This is a genomic window from Clostridium sp. HCP1S3_C6, assembly GCF_052066735.1.
GTDB lineage: Bacteria > Bacillota > Clostridia > Clostridiales > Clostridiaceae > Clostridium.
Map to the genome: position 1 here is coordinate 23,442 of NZ_JBQHRN010000003.1, position 22,215 is coordinate 45,656.

At 26.3% G+C, this 22,215-nt stretch carries 19 protein-coding genes; 3 read left to right on the forward strand and 16 right to left on the reverse strand.

All coding sequences use genetic code 11. The annotated features are described in order from the left end of the window. Nucleotide 1 precedes the first annotated feature (1 nt). The 10 genes from ACTNAO_RS01815 to ACTNAO_RS01860 form a co-directional block, all read right to left on the reverse strand. A complete protein-coding gene (locus ACTNAO_RS01815; protein ID WP_441026991.1) occupies nt 2-1,156 on the reverse strand; it encodes a glycosyltransferase family 4 protein in 1,155 nt (384 codons plus the stop codon). Beyond that, nucleotides 1,149-2,450, reverse strand: coding sequence for a lipopolysaccharide biosynthesis protein (locus ACTNAO_RS01820; protein WP_441026993.1), 1,302 nt, complete (start codon nt 2,448-2,450; stop codon nt 1,149-1,151). The genes ACTNAO_RS01815 and ACTNAO_RS01820 overlap by 8 nt, the downstream gene beginning before the upstream one ends. Before the next feature lies 1 nt (nt 2,451). Further along, nucleotides 2,452-3,297, reverse strand: a complete 846-nt coding sequence (locus ACTNAO_RS01825; protein WP_441026995.1) for a LicD family protein — start codon at nt 3,295-3,297, stop codon at nt 2,452-2,454. 18 nt (nt 3,298-3,315) lie between these two features. Then, a complete protein-coding gene (locus ACTNAO_RS01830; protein ID WP_441026997.1) occupies nt 3,316-5,355 on the reverse strand; it encodes a DUF2142 domain-containing protein in 2,040 nt (679 codons plus the stop codon). 12 nt (nt 5,356-5,367) lie between these two features. Then, a complete protein-coding gene (locus ACTNAO_RS01835) occupies nt 5,368-5,733 on the reverse strand; it encodes a DUF2304 domain-containing protein (protein WP_441026999.1) in 366 nt (121 codons plus the stop codon). Continuing rightward, nucleotides 5,720-6,472 carry a glycosyltransferase family 2 protein gene (locus ACTNAO_RS01840; protein ID WP_441027001.1) on the reverse strand — a complete coding sequence of 251 codons (753 nt, stop codon included), beginning with the start codon at nt 6,470-6,472 and terminating at the stop codon, nt 5,720-5,722. Before ACTNAO_RS01840 ends, ACTNAO_RS01835 begins: the two co-directional genes overlap by 14 nt. Nucleotides 6,473-6,600: 128 nt before the next feature. Next, nucleotides 6,601-7,821 carry a tyrosine--tRNA ligase gene (gene tyrS / locus ACTNAO_RS01845; protein WP_441027003.1) on the reverse strand — a complete coding sequence of 407 codons (1,221 nt, stop codon included), beginning with the start codon at nt 7,819-7,821 and terminating at the stop codon, nt 6,601-6,603. A 159-nt stretch (nt 7,822-7,980) separates the two neighbouring features. Continuing rightward, nucleotides 7,981-9,117 (reverse strand): AlbA family DNA-binding domain-containing protein, encoded by a 1,137-nt coding sequence (locus ACTNAO_RS01850; RefSeq protein WP_441027005.1) that lies wholly within the window; start codon nt 9,115-9,117, stop codon nt 7,981-7,983. 146 nt (nt 9,118-9,263) lie between these two features. After that, nucleotides 9,264-10,394, reverse strand: a complete 1,131-nt coding sequence (locus tag ACTNAO_RS01855) for a Ger(x)C family spore germination protein (protein ID WP_441027007.1) — start codon at nt 10,392-10,394, stop codon at nt 9,264-9,266. Then, nucleotides 10,378-11,796, reverse strand: a complete 1,419-nt coding sequence (locus tag ACTNAO_RS01860; RefSeq protein WP_441027009.1) for a spore germination protein — start codon at nt 11,794-11,796, stop codon at nt 10,378-10,380. Before ACTNAO_RS01860 ends, ACTNAO_RS01855 begins: the two co-directional genes overlap by 17 nt. A gap of 116 nt (nt 11,797-11,912) precedes the next feature. Here ACTNAO_RS01860 and ACTNAO_RS01865 point away from each other — a divergent pair, with 116 nt between their 5' ends. Next, a complete protein-coding gene (locus tag ACTNAO_RS01865; protein WP_441027011.1) occupies nt 11,913-12,980 on the forward strand; it encodes a GerAB/ArcD/ProY family transporter in 1,068 nt (355 codons plus the stop codon). Nucleotides 12,981-13,009: 29 nt separating this feature from the next. On the opposite strand, the gene ACTNAO_RS01870 is transcribed toward ACTNAO_RS01865, so the two are convergent. Beyond that, nucleotides 13,010-13,972, reverse strand: coding sequence for a glycosyltransferase family 2 protein (locus ACTNAO_RS01870; RefSeq protein WP_441027012.1), 963 nt, complete (start codon nt 13,970-13,972; stop codon nt 13,010-13,012). Nucleotides 13,973-14,266: 294 nt separating this feature from the next. Here ACTNAO_RS01870 and trpS point away from each other — a divergent pair, with 294 nt between their 5' ends. Together trpS and ACTNAO_RS01880 are read left to right on the forward strand one after the other, a co-directional pair. Further along, complete coding sequence (gene trpS, locus ACTNAO_RS01875) at nt 14,267-15,274, forward strand: tryptophan--tRNA ligase (protein ID WP_441027014.1); 1,008 nt, start codon at nt 14,267-14,269, stop codon at nt 15,272-15,274. A gap of 134 nt (nt 15,275-15,408) precedes the next feature. Continuing rightward, on the forward strand, nt 15,409-16,521 hold the full coding sequence (locus tag ACTNAO_RS01880; RefSeq protein WP_441027016.1) for an O-antigen ligase family protein: 1,113 nt from the start codon (nt 15,409-15,411) through the stop codon (nt 16,519-16,521). A gap of 21 nt (nt 16,522-16,542) precedes the next feature. Here the strand turns inward: ACTNAO_RS01880 and galU are convergent, their stop codons facing one another. The 5 genes from galU to rfbB form a co-directional block, all read right to left on the reverse strand. Then, on the reverse strand, nt 16,543-17,412 hold the full coding sequence (galU, locus tag ACTNAO_RS01885; RefSeq protein ID WP_441027018.1) for a UTP--glucose-1-phosphate uridylyltransferase GalU: 870 nt from the start codon (nt 17,410-17,412) through the stop codon (nt 16,543-16,545). 58 nt (nt 17,413-17,470) lie between these two features. Continuing rightward, entirely contained in the window at nt 17,471-18,412 is a 942-nt protein-coding gene (locus ACTNAO_RS01890) for a glycosyltransferase family 2 protein (RefSeq protein WP_441027020.1), read from the reverse strand. 60 nt (nt 18,413-18,472) lie between these two features. Continuing rightward, nucleotides 18,473-18,874: a GtrA family protein gene (locus ACTNAO_RS01895; RefSeq protein WP_441027022.1), complete on the reverse strand. Its 402-nt coding sequence runs from the start codon at nt 18,872-18,874 to the stop codon at nt 18,473-18,475. Between the two features lie 33 nt (nt 18,875-18,907). Further along, on the reverse strand, nt 18,908-20,998 hold the full coding sequence (locus tag ACTNAO_RS01900; protein WP_441048041.1) for a DUF7657 domain-containing protein: 2,091 nt from the start codon (nt 20,996-20,998) through the stop codon (nt 18,908-18,910). A 140-nt stretch (nt 20,999-21,138) separates the two neighbouring features. After that, a complete protein-coding gene (rfbB, locus tag ACTNAO_RS01905) occupies nt 21,139-22,191 on the reverse strand; it encodes a dTDP-glucose 4,6-dehydratase (protein ID WP_441027024.1) in 1,053 nt (350 codons plus the stop codon). Between the last annotated feature and the right edge of the window lie 24 nt (nt 22,192-22,215).

Genomic DNA, 22,215 nt, shown 5'->3' on the forward strand with positions numbered 1-22,215 from the left:
TTTATTTGGAAGATTCATTTATTATGTCTATAACTTTTTTACATGTCTTCTCCCACTCAAAATTTTCAATCAATCTATCATATGCTTTATTAATAGCCTCATTTCTATATTCTTTATTGTTTACACACTTACTTAATGCTTTTTCTATTGTTTTCTCATTAATATTATCTAATATTATTCCATAACTATCATCTTTTATAAGCTCCTTAGAGCCACCTTTATCAGTTGTGACTATAAAGTTTTTTGTGGCTGCAGCTTCTAAAAGTGATGTAGGAAAACCTTCTGCATATTCAGTTGGCAGGCAATATACATCACTTTCTTTTAAAAGCCTTATAACATTTTCAAATTCAATTTTACCAAGTATATGAATATTACAATTTTTTATTTTCATTATATCGTCAAAAAGCAATCCATCACCAGCTACAAACAAATGGACATTGTTTTGCTTTTTTAATAACAACTTAAATCCATTTATTAATTGAATAATCCCCTTTTCCTTAACAAGTCTTCCTACGAATACTATTAAAATATCATTGCTATTTATATTATATTTATGTCTATAAGAATCCTTTTCAATTTGAATTTTATTAATAAAATCTATATTTATTGAATTATACAATACTCCCTTAGGATTTATATTAAAATGAGCAAGCCATTTATTACATGCTTTAGATACTCCATAAAAATTATTGCAACATCTTTTTATAATAAATGTAATAAAATGCTCATATATATGACCTAAAAAATCAAAAATTGTACTGTTAACTGAAAAATGGCTTGTACCATGTTCTATTACTATTGATTTATACCTATTAAATCTTGAAAATAATGCTCCTACTAAAGAATTAACATAAAACCTTGTGTTTATAATTACAAGATTTGTTTCTTCCTTTTTAATATCCTTTAGAGCATTTCTTAATTTCTTAGAATAAAGTGTAACAGGGAATCTTCCCCCCAAAAGCTTAAAACATGGCACTCTAAAAACTTCAACATTATCTATTTTTTCATAATACTTTAAGTTAAATACATTACAAGTTATTATTTTTACCTTATATCCCTTTTTTGATAATTTATCTGCTAAATTATATGTATATCTTTCAACACCATAAGCACTTGGTAAATATAATGCTGAAAATATAACTACTTTTTTATCCATTATTATTCCTACCCATATTTATATTAATTCTTATTTTTATTATATAATACACTAATGTAATAATAAAAATTAGTGATAAAATAATCATTAGAATAAGATATGTAAAGGAAGATCCCATTATTCCATATTTTGAAATAAGAACATTTGATATAATACTTCCTAAAACTGCTGTTACAATATAACCAATTAATAAGCTTTTTTGTTTTCTCATTACTGTTATAACATAATGAAGTAATGTTGATAATGCACTAAACCCTCCACCAATCATCATAATAACAAGTTCTAATTTATAATGGCTTAAATTTGTATTATATATTAGTGAAAGTACTGGTATTCCTAATATATATGCACCTATAATACAAACACCTGTTAATAATATTATCCATAAAGAAAGAATAAAAATCATAAATAAAAACTTTCTTATATTTAAATTATTAAAATGCTCTGCAAGCTTTGTAAGAACAGGCCTAAATAAAAATATACTAAAAAGATTTATTATAGATATTGGCATAAACAATATATTAAAATAATTTTGAATATCATATGTCATATACCTATCTATTGAAAACTTTGGGATATTAAAAATGTACATAAGAAGAAATGCACCAATAAAAAGAGGAAAGCATTCTTTAAAAATATTTTTTATTTTATTGATACAGCTTTTACTAAAAGATAATTTTATTTTAGTAAATAATTTTTCACATGTAATAAAATCATACAATATTATCCAAACAATACATGATATATTCATACATATGCACGAATATATCATATTTTTTGTAATAACCATTGAACACAAAAAGACTATTGTTCCTATAACAACTCTAATAGCAAGTGATTTTCCTGATAAGTCAAGTCTATCATTAACTTGAAATTCTCCTTCGAATACATCTGCAAAAGCATCAAGCATTCTGTAAAAGCATAACAAGAAAATCAAAATTCCTTTTTCTTTTGAATAATTAAAACATAAAATATATAAAAATGCGCAAAACAACATAAAACTACATGAAACAACTCTTGAAGATAAATAATCTTTAAATGCATATTTTTTGTTTATATCAGTTGATTGATATGGTCTAACTTCATAATTTCCAATACTTAAAAATAACTGAGATGTGGAAAAAGCAAATGCAAATAATCCACCTTCAAAGTCTCCTTTAATTCTTGTTACTATTATTAATAGTATCATTGAAGAAGCTGCATTTAACAAGCTTCCCATCATATTCCATACAAAAGCTTTTTTGCTAGTATTTATATTATAGTTTTTTGTACTTTTAAAAACCTTTTCCTTCATTTTATTCTCCAAAATCTAATACATAAGGACAATGATTAATTCTTTTATCTTTAGGTGGAATTTTCATATAATCACCATACATTCCTGTTAACAGCTCATGATTTTTGTTTGGAACATTTACCTCTAAATTTTCAAATTTTATTTGTTTAAGTGGAAATATATCTTTTCTTCTTATCATATCATTAATAGGTGCAAAATCTTCAAAACATGTTACATATTCAGTAGAAATATTATTGTACTTCTTAGATACTTTTAAAAGTTTCTTGTATATAAATGGTGCTGATATATTAAAAATAACAAGAATATAATGAGCTATTACACATATAATTTTTGCAATTTCTCCCCTTATTCCTTTTATATGAATAATAGGATGTGCTGTCCCCCTTAAAAATAGAAGTCTTCCTAAAAACCATGCTTTTTTTGCCTGCACATTCTTTTTAAATTTTTCATCAGCTATATTATCAAATGCAAAAATATCTATGTTTATACCCATATTACATTTAAGATCCTTTGATGTTTCAGGAATAAAACTTGTATTTTTCTTCTCAAAATGAGTAACTGAACAGGCATATTCTTTATTTGTTAAGGGAGTTAATATTTCATATTTATTACTTAGCTGCGTCTTTGCAATTTCTAAAAACTTGTTATAATCTTCTCTAAGCATACCAACATCAACATCATCATCCCAAGGAATAAACCCCTTATGCCTAACTGCACCAAGGGCTGTTCCAAATACGAGAAAATAATCCAAATTATTTTTTTCACATATATCTATAAAATCACTCAAAATCTCTAGCTGGACATTTTGTAATTTTTTTAATACATCCTTATCATATTGTTTATACAATGTACTACTCCTTATTTTCTATTTAATAATATTTACAAATAAATTAAGCACAGTAATAAATTGAAGTATACATACCCCATACATAATCTGCCTATTAATATTTTTCTTTAACACTATTGTATTATTTCTAAATAAAAATACTAAAAGCGGTAAAATTTCTACATAATATCTCCCTTGAAGTCCAAAAATAACATTTTGTGTATTCGGAGTCCAAGTAAATGCAACAACCATAAATACGAAAAATATTGTTATTGATATAGTTAAAAATATTAATTTATTTTTAAAATTAAAATACTTTTCTTCCCCATCAACTTTAAGTGCTGAAATAATTGTAATTATTATATAACATATTATAATTACTACAGGTACTTCAATAGGCCTAACTGTAGACCATGAAAGATATTGTCCAAAGGTTGACATAAAAAGAAAATCTCCACTTTCTCTAATTGTATTAAATGCTATTTTAGTAAAATTTAAAGGTGATTCAATTATATTTTTATAGGTATATCCTGAAACACTTGAAAAATTTTGAAGATTATCATTTGATGTTACTGTTACTGCCTTTGTAACCTTAACAAAATTAAAAATTAAAAGCATTGAAACAGCACATAAAATAATACCTGCTATTGTTTTATAATATTTTTTTTTATTTTTAAATTTACTTTTAGGTATAATAAGACATGCAAAACAAATAAAAATGAATATGCCAGCTTTGCATGTTGAAAGAATTCCTCCTGACAATGCTAAAACAAGTATATCAGTTTTTTTTATTTTATCCTTTGTAAAAGCTATATATATGCAATAACTAATAAATAAAAATGAAATACCATAAACAATTGAATCATAAGAACAGGACATTCCTTGATGCAAGGTCATTGGAAGCATTGCTATTGTATACATTGTTATTTTCCCAAAGGGGATTTTTTTTATAGCTAAATAGATTAATCCTATAAAAAACATAAAATTAAATAGTCGTGCCATATACACTAAAGGAATATATCCCACATTCATAACTCTTGCAATAGTTATACCTAAAGAAGCAGGTATATATTGCCACAAGTTTCCTATGTGATCCCCAGGCACCTCACAAAGTTCTTTATCTTCTTCTGATACTTTATCAAAGAAATTATCAATAATAGCTTTATAAGTACTTTCTGAAGGTATTGTATCTAAACCATATTCTCTTATATCACATTTCCTTTTAAGCATATTTCCATTTTCAGTTTGATATCCATTGCCTAAAATAACGTTAGAATATCTATATGCTGTAGTTATATGACCTTCTTCATCAGAAACACTGTAAGGCGTCATAATAATCATATATATAAAACCAATAATTAACGAGCTTATTAAAAATATATTTTTAATATTACACTTTTTTATAAAAATCAAATAATACAGAAAAATTATGAATATACTAATAATTGCACATATGACCATATATATAGTATTTATAAAATGGCTTCCTTTAGACACAACCTTAAACCACAAATCACTATTATGTTCTGAATAATTAACAAATAAGTTTCCATCATTATATGTTTTTTCCTTAGAAACATATACACAAGGAGCAGTATCAGGATCTTCACTATCAGATGTAATTTCCAAAGTGTACTCTTTTTTTGTTTTTGAATATTTATTATATACTCCAGGATTCAAAACATTATAATTACTATTATTCATTAATAAAGGTAATGAATCACCATCATACTCAAATTTAGTATTTTCATCAAATTTAATTTTCCATTCGCTAACTAATATTTTTGAATCTTTATCATAAAGCTTTACTATTAAATTTCCTCTTGTTTTTTTACTATTTGATTTAATTCCAAGCTTTATTCCAGATATATTATCTTTTATTGAAAAACTCTGTTTAACTATTACATTATTTGTTATTACCTGTTCATCATAACCATATCCCATATTACAAAAACTAGTATCATAATTTGAGTTTACAGCTTGTGTTCTAATATCTACTATATAAAAACACGTACAAACCATAACACATAAAAATGCTATTGCACCCATTAATATTTTATGTTTTAAATTTTCCTTCATATCATATTACCTTTATTGGCCATTATCCTTTTTTTCATTTTGCTTTTCATCTAATAATTTTTCTAAAACTACTATACGTTCACCAAGTTCCTTAGTTTCTTCCTTAAGTTTGCTAACCTCTTGACTATATCTAAATAATAAAAACATTGCAAAAACAATAGCAACAAGAAATAATAATGATGGTGCATATTCAATGCCAATTATATTTGCAAATCTTATAACTATAGTTGGAAATAGTCCCAAAATAAGCATAACGAAACATCCAATAAGCCACATAAAACTGTCTTTTTCAAAAAATCTTCTTTTTCTTACTTTACAAATAACTAATACTGAAAATATTAAACTTAATATTGTAAAAAATATTCTAGTTGGTGCCATTATTCTCACCTACCATTTCCATCTTCATTTTCTTTACACCTTTATATCTTAATAAAATAATAATAATGCTATAAATCATTCTTATCATATATGTGAAGGGTTTCCAAATACCACAATGCATACTTACACCAAATTCTCTTTCTCTCATTTCTACTGGAATTTCCTTTATTGAATATCCTAATATCAACATTTCTATTATTAAATTGGCATCTGGATATTCTGGATAATTACCTATCTTAGCATATTTCGTATAAACCTTTCTATTTAATACCTGCATTCCTGATGTTGGATCTGTAATGTTTCTACTACATATTGCTTTTATAATATGCTTAAATAATAATGTTCCTATTTTTCTAAATAGTGAATGCTTATAGTTTGTTTTTTGAATAAATCTTGAACCAATAACAATATCATAATTTTTAAGTTTAGCTTCCATATATAATTTTGATAACTCAGATGCTATATGTTGACCATCACCATCAAATTGCGCTACATATTTATACCCCTTTTTGGCTGCATACTTAAAACCAGTTTGAATTGCACCTGAATAATTAAGATTATAGGGAGTTGTTATGTAATTTATATTGTTTTCCTTTAATACATTTAATGTATTATCAGTAGATGAATCGTTTACTACTAAAATATCAGCATCCTTAATTTCTTCTTTTACTTCTTTTACCACTTTTATAATATTCATTTCTTCATTATACGCTGGTATTATTACCAATAAATCATTCACAAATATCCCCCCTTTACTTCTTTTTCTTATGTAAATTATACTATTCTACATAGCTTGTTTCAATTACTTTTTTCATAATATTGTAAATTAAAAATGGCTATTGCAATGCAATAGCCACATACTATTTATTATTTAAGTTCTAACTTAGTATAATTCTTTTTACCTCTTTTTATTAAAGCTGATCCATTTTTAAAATCTTCTTCTGTTAGTAATCTTTGAACATCAGTAACTTTTTCATCATTTAATGATAATCCATTTTGCTCTATAAGTCTTCTTCCTTCCTTTTTTGATGGTACAATCTTATTTTGAGCTATAACATCAAGAACTGTACTTCCTAATACATCCTTAGATATTTCAACAGTTGGAACATTACTCATATCTACGCCACCTGCAAATAATGCTCTAGCAGCTTCCTGTGCCTTTTTAGCCTCTTCTTCACCATGTACAAGCTTTGTAACTTCATAAGCAAGTATTTCTTTTGCCTTATTTATTTCTGCACCTTCTAATGAACCAAGTCTTCTTACTTCATCCATTGGTAAAAATGTTAATAATGCTAAACACTTTTCAACATCTGCATCATCAACATTTCTCCAATATTGATAAAAATCATATGGTGAAGTTTTCTTAGGATCAAGCCATAAAGCTCCCCCTACTGTTTTTCCCATCTTTTGACCTTGACTATTTGTTAAAAGTGCACATGTCATTGCATAAGCATCAGTTTGAGCTTTGCTTCGTATAAGTCTTACACCTGCAATCATATTGGACCATTGATCGTCTCCACCAAGTTCCATCTTGCATCCATATTTTTGGTTTAATACATAGAAATCATATCCTTGCATTAACATATAGTTAAATTCTAAGAATGATAATCCTTTTTCCATTCTTTGCTTAAAACATTCAGCTGCAAGCATTCTGTTTACTGTGAAATGTGTTCCAATATCTCTTAAAAAATCCACATAATTTAAATTTAAAAGCCAGTCTGCATTATTAACTAATAATGCTTTACCATCAGAAAAATCTATAAATCTTTCCATTTGTTTTTTTATAGAATTAACATTATGCTCAATTTGTTCTTTTGTAAGCATTTTTCTCATATCAGTTTTACCTGATGGATCACCAACCATTGCAGTCCCACCACCAAGAAGTGCTATTGGTCTATGACCAGCTTTTTGCATATGAGCCATAAACATAAGTGCTATAAAGTGACCAACATGTAAACTATCAGCAGTAGGATCGAAACCTATATAAAAAGTTATTTTCTCCTTATTTAATAACTCTCTTGTTTCTTCCTCATGGGTAAACTGTTTTATGTATCCACGTTCTAATAACTCATCTAATACATTACTCATCTAGCCAAAAATCTCCTTTCAAATATTATTTAAATTTAACTAATTATACATTATATTTATTAATTTAGCTACATTTTTTCTAATTTTCACACTTTCTTTAGAATAATATTATTGGAGAGTTTTGTCAATGTTACAACACTAAAATTATATAACTATTTCTTAGTATTTCCCCGGCAATATAACTTTAAAGGTATTATCTGTTTCAGAATTAACAAATCTAACTCTTCCCTTACCCTTAAATGCATTTTTTATTCTACTTAATCCTCTACCATTATTTAAAAATGTATTAGTATCATCTAATGTTATTAATTTTTCATATATCCACATGTTTCTTCTAATATAATTTGTATTAGTATTATTTGAAATAAGTTCTCCTGGACTTTCTATAACTATACTTTTATTTGTAATTACAATTTCTATAATTCTATTTACTTCTGTATACTCCCTATAAAGTACAGCATTTTTCACAGCTTCTAAAACAGCAAATATAGGATATTCTTTATTTATTATTTTTCTAAGTAAATCATCAGTTTTATTAATCATTGTAAGCAAACTTCCTTGAATAACTATAACTTCAGCATAATTATTATTAAATTTGTTTATTATTCTTATTATATTGTTAGAAATACATATACTATTTATTTCAGAAAAAACAAGAAGTCCTCCAAGGGTACATTTTTCCTTGCCAGTTTCCTTTTGTATATATGTTATACCACTACTTTCTAAAAGGTATTTTCTATTTTTATCATTTAAAACAATGCCTTTCCTAAAAAAATACTTTTTAACTAAAGACATATCAAGATAACTTATATCACTTTTCAGAACCGGACAAGTCTCTACTGATAATTCTAAGTTTTCTTCAAATATCCTAAGTATTTCTTGCTTTCGCATAACATCAGTAGTTGAACCTCTTCTAGTGTAAAAAGCACCATTTTCCCTAACCTGATATGGCCTTTGATCACCATTATATATAGTTATAATTGCTATTTTTTTATTGTCCAATATTGTAAATTCAACATTTATAGGAATTGGTGGTTCACACCTTGTTGCAATAATTTGCTGCACAGCTTCTTCTCTAAACATATCCTCATCTTTTAATCCAACAATTTCTTTTGTTTTATCTCTTACCCCAACTATTATATAGCCACGGCCTCCACCTCTTGAATTTGCAATAGCGCAAATATCCTTTGCAAATTCTTTTTTGCCACTTTCACACCATAAATCAAGCTTTAGCTTAAAATCTAATTTGGTTCCCTCTTCTTTATTAATAATACTAAGTAGTTTCTTTTCATCCAACTTTAAATCCCCCTAAAAAGCTTCTTTAAATTATATAATCTTTATTAAAATTATATATCTTTATTAAAGTATTTTTATTGAGATATTACCAAATTAACATAATGTTAATTTAATATTTATGTAATTAAATAAAAAACTTTTTGATTTTACAAACTATTCCTAGTTAGATTACTTCCCTCTATATTAAGATTAACTTCTATTTTTAAATCTATATTTTGAATACTGTGATTTTGTATAACATCAGGATACTTTTCTTCAACTAATCTCCTTAAATCTAAAATATCTATTTGTTTTTGTGTATATTCATTGTAAAAGTCATTTAGCAATTTCTCTATTGCTATTTTTTCATTTAATTCCATGGATGTTTTATTATTATTATTTACTTTTAATTTTCCTTGAATCTCACTTATAGATAATGTCATATCAATATTTTTATTAACTATAATTTTGTTATTTTCACATGTAACTTTTGTATTAGGTACACTTTTTACTACATTAAGCGTTATAAAATCTTTGTTATTTTGTGGATTTTCAATTTTAAATGTGCCTTGATTTATCCTTTTAGTTAACAAATTAAGTGAAACACACTCACTTTTATTTAAGTTATTTACTAATTTATTATTATTAAATAATGCACCACCATCTAGTGCAATTTTCTTTTCTATTATATCTTCTTGCATCTTTATTGAACCCATAAAAGAATTCTTATTTCCGTCTAATGTTTTAGATATATAATCATTTAAATTTGAACTTATGGTATCTATGTTCTTTTTATTTATGCTTTCAAGTTGATCTAAATAAAGACCTAAATAATCTTGTTCATCACCTTCACTATCAGGTTTTACAATATCATTAATATCTCCATAGTATACAAACATGTATGGTTTAAATCCAAATTGAACATCATTATTAACTAAATCAACATATTTATCTATTCCGTTTTTTGCTGCATTTTCAGTGAATATATATGCCCTTACTTGAGTAAAATTAAGTTTATTGTTTGAGAAATTACTTATTCTAGAAAGAGCTTCTCCTGCAGTTTTTCCTGTGCTTTGAAATATTACATGCTTACCTTTATCAGAACTTTCTTTTTCACTTCTATAAGGTCTAACACAGTCAATGTATACTGATATATTATCAATTTCATCAATATCAAAAATAATTGATGTAGCAAAAGTAATTTTGTTAATTTCTGAATAATTAAAACACCCTATTAAATTAGTGCATAAAAAAATATATATAAAAGTAAAAATCTTAAGTTTACGATGTTTCTTCATTACTGTCTTCCCCTCCATCAACTACAATATCTTGAGATATTTTCTTTAAGTCTCCCCTAAATAAAATGTCATGAAAATTATATGTTTTTAAGCTTCCCATAGGGAAAAGATAAGCATAGCCTGTAGTTTCAAGATCTGAAAGTCTTGCAAGAAGTATTATACTTCCTATAAAAAATCCAGGAAGCCCAAAAATAGCACTTAATAAAGTTATTATAATAGACCATATTGACATGCTTCCATAAAGCTTTGGTATTAAGAAATAGCTTAATGTACTTACGGCTACAATAATGATTGTAATTCTAGAAGATATTCCAGCTCCAACAACCGCATCACCTAGTATTAATGCAGCAACAATACTCATAGCTCCTCCTATTGGCTGGGGAAGCCTAAGCCCAGCTTCCTTTATAAGTTGAAAGGCAAGCATCATTATTATTATTTCCACTATTGTAGGAAGCGGTACACCAGCCCTTGCTACTGCTAATCTAAATAGAAAAGATGAAGGAAGCATTGAGTAATGATAATTAATAATAGCTATATATATTCCTGGAGAAAATACTGCAAGAAAGAATGCAAGCCACCTTAAAATTCGCGTAAAATTTGCATAATACTTATTTATGTAATAATCATCTGGTGCTTGAAAATTTTCTAGGAAAAAATATGGAACAGTTATTACAAAAGGTGTTCCATCAACTAATACAGATACTCTGCCTTCTAATATTTTTGCAGCTACCTCATCTGGTTTTTCTGTATACCCAATTGTGTCAAATGCCGATTTTTGTACGCGGAGTTCATCTTCTATGTAATTTGTATCTAATATAAATTTAATGTCCATATTTTTCACTTTTTCTCTAACATGGTTAATTAGTGCTTCAGGTGCTATTCCTTGTATATATGATATAGCCACTACTGTTTGACTATCTCTTCCCTTAAATATAGGTTCAAACTTTAAGTCTGAATTCTTAACCTTTCTTCGTATTAGAGATACATTATCTACTATAAGTTCATTAAATCCTTCTCTAGGGCCCTTTATTACAGATTCAGTAACAGGAATCGATATACCTCTTCTTACAAATCCCTTTACTTCACAATAAATTATCTTTTCAAAATCTTCGAATAAAAGTATTACATCTCCAGACAATACATGTAAAATTGCATCATCTAAATCCTTAGCATAATTTGCTATATTTATATCTAATACATTATAAACTACTTCTTCTACATTAGTGTAAGTATACTGTTGCTTTTTCAATGGAGTTATTATGTATTCACTAATAAATGACACTCCACATAAATCATCTATAAATACTAATGTACATTTTCCTATCTTAGTATTTATTTCTCTATACTTTACATCAAAAGAATTTTTTAATCTTTGTTTTACATATTCTAGTTTTTTATCCACTTTGCATCACCTAACAATAGTATTTCAAAAAATATGGATAATATTCATAGGATAAATGTTTAATATTTTTTCTTTTGCTAATACTAATACTGATTTATTTAGGAGGTTTTTTTATAATGAACAAATTATCTACAAAACATTTTATGTTCTTTATTTTTTGCACGATGGTAGTTTCCATAAGAATATATTCCTCAGTATTCATATCAGAAGGACAACGTAATACATGGATTATTTCACTCTTTAGTGGCATCCTAGTAATATTATGTTATTTATATATTTTAGAAATTTCTTCAAAAACTAATACACTTTCCATAAACTCAGTATATAATAAGTCTTATCCAAAACTTTTAAATAAACTACTATTATTTACATTTATATTAGGACTTTTTGTAACATCAGTAGAATCTATTTCAAGCTATGCAAGTTCTACTCATACAAATCTTTTTATGGAGACTCCTATATGGTTTTGTATCTTATTTATGCTTATACCATCATGTTATATACTAACGCGAAAATTTAACTCAATTTTAATTATCGTACTTATTATTGGAATTATAGCAATTATAGGGGATATAATATACTTAGCGCTTATTGTTAAATATCTTGATTTTACTAAGCTACTTCCTATAGCTTATAATATTTTTAACAAAAATTCCTTAAAATGTTTTTTTCTTATTTTAGGATCTATGTCATCTGTTATGATTACACTTCCTATACTTAACTATTTAAGTGATACTAAACATCTTATTAAGCATAGTTTTATTTCAACTTTACTATGTATAATACTTATTGATATTTCACTAATTACATTAATTACTTTCTTTGGTCCTCAGAGATCTGCAAATATTTTTTATCCTGAATATTTGCAATCACAACAAATCCAAATTGTAAACTTTATTGAATTCGGACAAATATTTTATATTTTTAGAAGCGTGTGTATGTTTTTTGCCAAATACTTAATATCATCATTTGGAATAATTACTATATTAAAAGATAAAATAAAAAGTAAAACACTATTTGTTTTACTCTATAACATAATTATCTTTTGTATAAGTATTTATCTTGCAAAAGATCAATATTTATTTTTTAGGAATTTAGAATTTATACAATATATATTTATTGGTACTTTTTTAATTATTCCATTAATAACATATAGTATTTTTTATATAAAAAATAAGCAGTAACAATCTAGTAGCATTGTTACTGCTTAATATTATTGTTCATCTTTATTACTAAATGTTCTATCGCTTATTATATATCTAGGTCTTGCTTTAACTTCCATATAAATTTTACCTATATATTCACCAAGTACTCCCATACAAATAAGTTGAACTCCACCTATAAAACATATTATGCTTGTCATACTTGCCCATCCGGCTACTGTTTTACCTATTATAGCCATAATAAATGACCAAATTACTCCTACAAAACTTAAAATAGCAATAAACGTACCCAATCCTGTAATCATTCTAATAGGCTTTATACTAAGACTTGTAATTCCATCAAATGCTAATGCCAACATTTTTTTTAAAGGATAATGACTTTCCCCTGCAATTCTCTCATGCCTTTCATAATAAACACTAGTACTTTTAAAACCTACAAGAGGAAACATGCCACGCAAAAATATATTAACTTCCTTATAATTTTTAAATTCTTGCAAAACTCTGCTAGACACTAATCTATAATCTGCATGATTAAATACAACTTCTGCTCCCATCCAATTAAGAAGCTTATAAAAACCTTCAGCTGTAAAACGCTTAAAAAATGTGTCCGTCTCTCTCTTGCTTCTTACACCATAAACAATTTCAGAACCCTTTAAATATTCGTCTATCATTTGATCTATAGCATTTATATCATCTTGTCCATCACAATCTATACTTATAGTAATATCACAATTATCTTTTGCTTCCATAAGACCTGCAAGAACAGCATTTTGGTGTCCTCTATTTCTACTTTGAGAAATTCCAACATAATGCTTGTCCTTTTTAGATAAATCACTTATTATATCCCATGTTTTATCCTTACTTCCATCATTAACAAAAAGAATTCTACTATCATCACTAATCTTATCTATTTTCACTAACTCATTAACTTTGTTTAAAAACATATCACATGTAATAGGCAATACTTCTTCCTCGTTATAACAAGGAATAACTATATATAATATTGGTTTCATTTAATTCTTCTCCTTTATAATATACATATCTATAGCTTATAACCTATATTTTAGTATAACATAAAACCTCATTTTTATACTACGTACAATTATTTTTTTAATATAAATATAATTCTTTTTCAAATATCTTATTTATAAGATACTAATGCAAATTTTATTATAAAAGAAGGTCACATTTATGCTATAATAAGGTCTATATTATGTCAAGAAAATATATTATAAATTTGACAGTAATTTTACTAAAATTTATAATTAAATATACTAATTATATACTTGAAAGAGGTGTTTAAATAAATGTCTGAAAATAAAGAAATAATTTTCAGTGGTATTCAACCATCTGGTAACTTAACACTTGGGAATTATTTAGGAGCCTTGAAAAACTGGGTTAAACTTCAAGATGATTACGATTGTTATTTTTGCATTGTTGACTTACATGCAATTACAGTTCCACAAAAACCAGCTGATTTAAGGAGAAGAACATTAGAATTACTTGCAATATATCTTGCTGCAGGAATTTCTCCTGAAAAAAATACAATCTTTATACAATCACATGTACCTGCTCATGCAGAGTGTTGCTGGCTTTTAACATGTAACACTTACATGGGTGAACTTAGCAGAATGACTCAATTTAAAGATAAATCACAAAGATATGGTAATACTGGTGTCCCAATAGGTGCTGGCTTATTAAATTATCCAACACTAATGGCTGCAGATATATTACTTTATCAAACAGATCTTGTTCCTGTAGGAATTGATCAAACACAACACTTAGAACTTACACGTGATATTGCTAATAGATTTAATAATACTTATAGTGAAACCTTTAAAATTCCAAAAGGATATGTTCCTAAAGAAGGTGCTAAAATAATGGATTTACAAGAGCCTACTAAGAAAATGTCAAAATCATCAGATAATCCAAATTCATTCATATTAATTATGGATCCACCTGATGTAATAAGGAAGAAAATTTCAAGAGCCGTAACAGACAGTATTGGAGTAATTAATTATTCAGATGATCAACCTGGTGTTAAAAATCTATTAAACATAATTTCTGCAATTAAGGGCATTTCACCAGAAGAACTTGTTAAATCCTATAAAAACAAAGGATATGCAGACTTAAAGAAAGATGCTGCTGATGCTATTATATCCGAACTTGAACCAATTCAAAAGAAAGTAAATGAATTATTAAGTGATAAGACTTACCTAGAAAGCATATATAAAAAGGGAGCTGAAAAAGCATCTTATGTTGCTAATAAAACTCTTAGAAAAATGATGAAAAAAATAGGTATGATACCAAGATAATGAGTATAATTAAAAGCAAACCTTGTAAAATAAAAAGTATATTAAATAAAACGTTATTTAATAACTTTTATTTTATAATATTTTATCTAATAATTAATTTATGCTTTGTAACAATATTAAAAGAGGTGCCATTTTTGAACTTAATTTCAAAGATAGCACTTCTTTGGGGTATAGTCTTGTCAATTTATCATTTTTATAAAATTGTCCTTAGAAAACCAAACAAAATTGAAATACTTATATATATCTTTTTAGCTTTTACATTAATACTAAATTTAATATTTTATAGAAGTATTGATAACCTTAAAATTTGGATTATAAATTTAATAATCTTAACTGGAGTATTTTTTATAGAAAAAGATAAATCTAAAGAATTGCTTAATAATGAATTAAATATAATTTCTAATTTATTTATTGGCTTTACTTTTGTTTTTTCTACTGCTTCAACAATTATGTATATATTCAAGATTTCATTTGTACTTTTTGATACTACTTACGGCTTAAATCAAGGACTTTATGTGTATAAAAATACTTTAGCTATATCAGCTGCTATAAGCTTTGTATTGTCTTTTTATTGCTATTTAAAATCATGTAATAAACTTTTTAAATGTTTTTATATTATAAATGCTGTTATTCAAATATTTAATGTTATATATTCTGGTGGAAGAAGTGCAATTTTACTTTTACTTGCCATACCATTTGTCTTTATATTTTTATATATAAAAAATAATATATTTAGATTGGCAATAATTATAGTTCCAACAATAACATGTATAGGACTTTTTGCTAAATTTCATGAAAGATTATATGATTTTCTATCATCTAGAAATGAATTATGGTATTCAGCATACCTTTTATTTAAAAATAATTTACTTACAGGTGTAGGAAATTCTAACTTGGTTGAAAGAGTTTATAGTATGAGACTTGGTGTAGTTCTTCCTGGTATAGAAGCAGGAGGACTTCATAATATATATCTTCAAATAATAACTGCTAATGGTCTTATTTCATTTATAATATTTATATCACTTATTATTATGACCATATGCACATTAACAAAAAAAATTGATTCTATGAATAAAAAAGATAAACTCATAAATGGAATACTTTTAACATTAATATTTGGAATATTATTTGTTAATTTATTTGAAAGCAATTTAGTTTATATTGCAAGCTTTATTTCTATAATATTTTGGAGTTATTTAAGTTATTTTTATTCCATAACAACAAATAATTCAAAAAAGGTGCCATAAATTATGACACCTTTTTTATTATCATTTTTCCCAAGGCTTAGATTCCAAGTATTTAACAAAATTGTCTCTAAGCTCAGGTTTTTTTAAAGCATATTCAATAGTAGCTTGTAAAAATCCTAATTTATCACCTACATCATATCTTTTACCATCAAACTCATAAGCATACATAACTTCCTGAGTTATTAATGATTTTAAAGCATCTGTAAGTTGAATTTCCCCACCCTTACCTGGCTTAGTATTTTCAATATGTTTAAATATTTCAGGTGTTATTATATATCTTCCAAGTATAGCTATATTACTAGGTGCCTCTTCTGGAGATGGCTTTTCTACTAAATCATTTACTTTATAAACTCTATCTTCTATAAATCTTCCATTAATAATTCCATACTTATTAACTTGATCTTCAGGTACCTTTTGAACCCCAAGTATTGAAGTATTATATTCAGAATAGCAATCTATAAGTTGTTTTAAACAAGGTACTTTACTATCTACAACATCGTCTCCAAGCATAACAGCAAATGGTTCATTTCCAACAAATGTCTTTGCACAATATATTGCATGACCAAGTCCTTTAGGTTCCTTTTGCCTTATATAATGAATATCAACCATATCAGATATATCTCTAACAAGTTCTAAAAGATCTGATTTACCACTCTTCTCAAGTTCCATTTCAAGTTCTATTGATTTATCAAAATGATCTTCTATACACTTTTTATTTCTTCCTGTAATAATTAATATTTCTTCTATTCCAGATGCAATAGCTTCTTCTATAATAAATTGAATAGTAGGCTTATCAACAATAGGAAGCATCTCCTTAGGTTGTGCTTTAGTTGCTGGCAAGAATCGTGTTCCTAATCCTGCAGCTGGTATAATTGCCTTTTTTACTTTCACATTTCTCACTCCCTCGAATAATCATTATATTAATACTTGTAAAACTTATAAAGCATTTTTATTCCTTGTCTATATTTTTATTATACATATATCTAAGTAAATTTAAATTTCTCTCAAAATTTTGTCTATGTTGTTTCTTTAACACTGTTAATATTACCCCACAGAAAAAACTTAAAAATGATAAACTCATTAATACTGTTAACACTATTAATGTTGGAAATTTAGCAACTAATCCAGTAGAAAGATAATCAGATAAAATAGGCACAAAGAAAATTGCAGATACTATCAATAAAAAAGCACTTATAATACCAAAAAATGCAAAAGGCTTTGTATCTCTAAAAAGACTTGATATTGTCTTTAATACTTTAAATCCATCAGAATATGTATTTAATTTTGATTCACTTCCTTCAGGTCTATCTCTATATTCTATTGGTTCTTCAACTATTCTAAAATTATTTTCTAATGCAAAAATAGTCATTTCAGTTTCGATTTCAAATCCCTTTGATAAAACAGGGTAAGTTTTTACAAAGTCCCTATTAAATGCCCTAGCTCCTGTCATAATATCATTTAATTTTGCATTAAAAATTAAATTAATAAGTTTTCTTACTAAAACATTACCTACATTGTGAAAAGGCCTTTTATTTTCAGTAAAATATGTAGAAGATAATCTATCCCCAACAGCCAAATCAGCCTTTCCTTCTAATATTAATTTTTCAAGCTTAGGTCCAAAAGATGCTGGATATGTATCATCACCATCAACCATAATATAACAATCGGCATCTATATCCCTAAACATAGCTCTTACCACATTACCTTTTCCTTGCTTATATTCATACCTAACTATGGCGCCAGCTTTTCTGGCAATTTCATCTGTACCATCAGTAGAATTGTTATCATATACATATATTTCAGCATGTGGCATATTATTTTTAAAATCTTTTATAACTTTTTCTATTGTCTGTGCTTCATTATAACAAGGTATTAAAACTACAGTTTTCATATTATTCTCCTTCAAATTAATATACAATAATTTTATTTACAAAATAAACATAAAGGCCTACTATTTTACTACAGCCTTTCTTTTTGCAACATAATTCCAAAACATTACAAGTATTGTAGTTATTATTTTTGCTACCATATAAAACATACCAAATATTTCTACAAAAACCCACATAAATATTTGATTTAGCCCAAGTCCAATTACACTTGAACCTACAAATGCAATAACAGATTTACTATCCATATCTTTAGCATCAAATACCCATTTAACGCACATTATATAGTTTACAACAACAGATACTGTAAAACTAATTCCTGATGATATTAAATAATTTAATCCTGCAAATTCTGTTAATACAAATAATATTCCATAGTCTATAAGAAAACTTACGCCACCTGTAATACAAAATCTAAAAATTTCTTCAAATATATTACTTTTTAAGAATTTTTTTATTTTTTCCATACTCTATTACCATTCCACAAATTTAATAAATAATTAATTAACTTCATATATATAATAATCTCCAATTACATCTTTTTCTTTGAAATTTACATAATCATTAGAAAACTTACTTAAATTATTTCTTGTAAAAATGTATTTTACATCTAATTTTTTTAAATCTTCTAAACTTAAATCTACATTAAACGCATCTGGAGAAATTAATTCAAACCTTGAATCTTTATTATTAGTTATATTTACTGTAATATGCGCATATCTATTATATACATTTTCATATTCTTTATCTATATCTATAGAATTCCAACGTTCTAAATCAGGATATACATTTGTTGAATTTATAGTTCTTGCTCCAGCCATTATTAATGCATTATTCATAGGTAACCCCATTCCTTCAACTATCCATAATCCATCATCTTCTTTAACAATATCTTTTACTACATTTAAAATTTTATTATCTGTAACTTCACTTGCTCCAATTCTAACAGGATTAACAAAAAATCCTGAAATTAATATCAAACCAATACTACATACAGAAAATATGTTTTTCTTCTTGTCATTAATTGATAATAAAATTACCACAAAAATTGCTGCAAGAATCACAAGGCATATTACAAACATACTATTTGTTAAGTAGGCTCCAGTATACTTTTTGGCAAAAAATGTAATCACACTTGAACATACAATTGATAAAACAATAGCTATAACCTTATTCATCTTTGTTTTTATAAGTGTTAAAGATCTTATTAAAAGAAGTATATTAACAAGCCCAACACCTATATATGCTCTTCCTGTAGTAGAATGACTTAATAATGTAATCTTTGCTAATAATGTTGGAAATGACAATGTACAATATAAAGTAAGTAATACATCTACCACAATTAACGATATCAATAATGAATCTTTATTTTTTTCCTTTATTATTACAAATAATGAAAGTAATAATCCCATTGGAAAGAAATCAAAAAAGCTTGACATTTCGCAAACATTAAGAGGTAAATTTTTATCAGTATATGAAAAAAATATGTTGCTTATATATGTCCACATAGCAAAAAATCCATTACCACCAACAGACATCCTCTTTCCAGGATAAACTGTATCTGAAACTATATTTACAGTATCCATTGATTTAGTAAAAATATATCCCATACTTATTCCTACTATAGCTATACATAAAATTATAATAGGAACATCTTTTTTCCAATCAAATTCAAACTTTTTATAGTTTTCCAATATAATCCATACTAACAATGCCAAAAATACATAAGCTAATGGCACCATCCATGCTGGATAAATTGTGAGGATATATCCACCTGCACACACAGCCAAAATTATTGAATAAATTATCCTATGCCAGTAATTATTATCTTTCATATATTTTCTAATAATTATTATTGCCAATTGTCCAAAAAATAACATTTCTACAAGACCATTAATTGCGAACCACCATTGTATTATTGGTGCAAAAACAACAAGAAAAGAACAGATAACAGATAACTTTTTATTTTTCTTTGTTATAATCATAGCCAATTCAAATGTTACCATAAAAAGAGCAATTATTCTTCCACACCAAAAGAATGCCAATCCTCTACCTGGATTAAACAATAAAAATCCAATTTGAAATGGTCTGAAAATCATTAAAATACTTTTTATAGGCTGACCATATATTATAAAACAATCTGTTAAATCTCCTCTAATTGTTTCACTAAAATATGAAAAAGCTTCTGGCTTATTAAAATACTGAGAAAAAGTCATTGCTGTATTAGTAGCCCATTCATCAGTACGTATCATCCTAGATTGACCTACAATAACATTATTTATGTCTCCTGCATTACCATTTGAAGATAAATAATTTCCCCATAATCCTATTGATGAACCATTTATTTCAAAAATAACACATAAAATAAAAATTCCAATAGCAATTATATATCTATATTTATATAAGTACTTACAAATAATTTCTGAATATAAATAACATATAATCATTAAAAGGGCAATTATTGAAAAATAAATCATTACATTAACCCAATTTAAACTTCGTAATAAAATGATTATTGATTTTTCTTTTATAAAACCACCAAATAACAATTGTGCACTTTCAAAAAATACAGAAGAACAAAATGCAAGCATTATTAAAGCAAAAATCCAATAAAAATTCACATCTTTCAAATTAATATTTTTATTACCTTCTTTATTTTCTATGATGCATCACTCGCCTTTTTATAATATAGAATAAGTATTATAATTACTATAATACTTATTCTTAAAATTTATTTATACATTTTTTCGTAATACTTTTGATAATCACCAGATGTTACATTTTGCATCCATTCTTTATTATCAAGATACCACTTTATAGTTTTAACAATACCTACTTCAAAAGTAGTTTCAGGGTACCATCCAAGTTCTTCTTTAATCTTATCTGGTGCAATACCATATCTTCTATCATGACCTTTTCTATCTGCAACAAATGTCTTTAATTTTTCAGTAACTCTTTCATCTACATTATCATGTATATATCCAATAACAGTGTCTATAATTTGAAGGTTTGTTCTTTCATTATGTCCACCAACATTGTAAACTTCTCCAACTCTTCCATTGTTAATAACCATATCAATTGCTTTTGCATGATCTTCAACATATAACCAATCCCTGATATTTAATCCATCACCATATATAGGTAATTCCTTTAATTGAAGACAATTATTTATCAATAATGGTATTAATTTTTCTGGGAATTGGAATGGTCCATAATTATTTGAACATCTTGTAATGTTTACAGGCATTTTAAAAGTATCACCATATGCTTTAACCATTAAATCTGATCCAGCTTTACTTGATGAATATGGGCTATGTGGATCAAGTGGTGTAGTTTCTCTAAAGAATCCTTCTTTTCCAAGTGAGCCATAAACTTCGTCTGTTGAAACATGATGGAATTTAACTCCTTCTTTAAATGTTCCATCTTCATTTTCCCAAGCTTCTTTAGCACAATTAAGCATATTAACAGTACCTAAAACATTTGTCTTTGCAAATATTTCTGGTTCTTTTATACTTCTATCAACATGAGATTCAGCTGCAAAGTGAACAACATAATTTATATCATATTTTTTAAATAATGAAGAAACTAATTCTTTATCACATATATCTCCTTGAACAAATACATGTCTATCATCATTTTCAATTGATTTTAAATTTTCTAAATTACCAGCATAAGTTAACTTATCTAAATTTATTATCTTTATATCCTTGTATTTTTTTAACATGTATAAAACGAAGTTAGATCCTATAAATCCAGCTCCACCTGTAACTAAATATGTTTTCATATTACACCTCTATTTTTATATTTT

Excerpts from the sequence above, each read along its gene's own strand:
- ACTNAO_RS01815 (WP_441026991.1), bottom strand. The coding sequence starts at position 1,156 with ATGGATAAAAAAGTAGTTATATTTTCAGCATTATATTTACCAAGTGCT.
- ACTNAO_RS01820 (WP_441026993.1), bottom strand. The coding sequence starts at position 2,450 with ATGAAGGAAAAGGTTTTTAAAAGTACAAAAAACTATAATATAAATACT.
- ACTNAO_RS01830 (WP_441026997.1), bottom strand. The coding sequence starts at position 5,355 with ATGAAGGAAAATTTAAAACATAAAATATTAATGGGTGCAATAGCATTT.
- ACTNAO_RS01835 (WP_441026999.1), bottom strand. The coding sequence starts at position 5,733 with ATGGCACCAACTAGAATATTTTTTACAATATTAAGTTTAATATTTTCA.
- tyrS (WP_441027003.1), bottom strand. The coding sequence starts at position 7,821 with ATGAGTAATGTATTAGATGAGTTATTAGAACGTGGATACATAAAACAG.
- ACTNAO_RS01855 (WP_441027007.1), bottom strand. The coding sequence starts at position 10,394 with ATGAAGAAACATCGTAAACTTAAGATTTTTACTTTTATATATATTTTT.
- ACTNAO_RS01865 (WP_441027011.1), top strand. The coding sequence starts at position 11,913 with ATGAACAAATTATCTACAAAACATTTTATGTTCTTTATTTTTTGCACG.
- ACTNAO_RS01870 (WP_441027012.1), bottom strand. The coding sequence starts at position 13,972 with ATGAAACCAATATTATATATAGTTATTCCTTGTTATAACGAGGAAGAA.
- trpS (WP_441027014.1), top strand. The coding sequence starts at position 14,267 with ATGTCTGAAAATAAAGAAATAATTTTCAGTGGTATTCAACCATCTGGT.
- ACTNAO_RS01890 (WP_441027020.1), bottom strand. The coding sequence starts at position 18,412 with ATGAAAACTGTAGTTTTAATACCTTGTTATAATGAAGCACAGACAATA.
- ACTNAO_RS01895 (WP_441027022.1), bottom strand. The coding sequence starts at position 18,874 with ATGGAAAAAATAAAAAAATTCTTAAAAAGTAATATATTTGAAGAAATT.
- ACTNAO_RS01900 (WP_441048041.1), bottom strand. The coding sequence starts at position 20,998 with ATGCTTGCATTTTGTTCTTCTGTATTTTTTGAAAGTGCACAATTGTTA.
- rfbB (WP_441027024.1), bottom strand. The coding sequence starts at position 22,191 with ATGAAAACATATTTAGTTACAGGTGGAGCTGGATTTATAGGATCTAAC.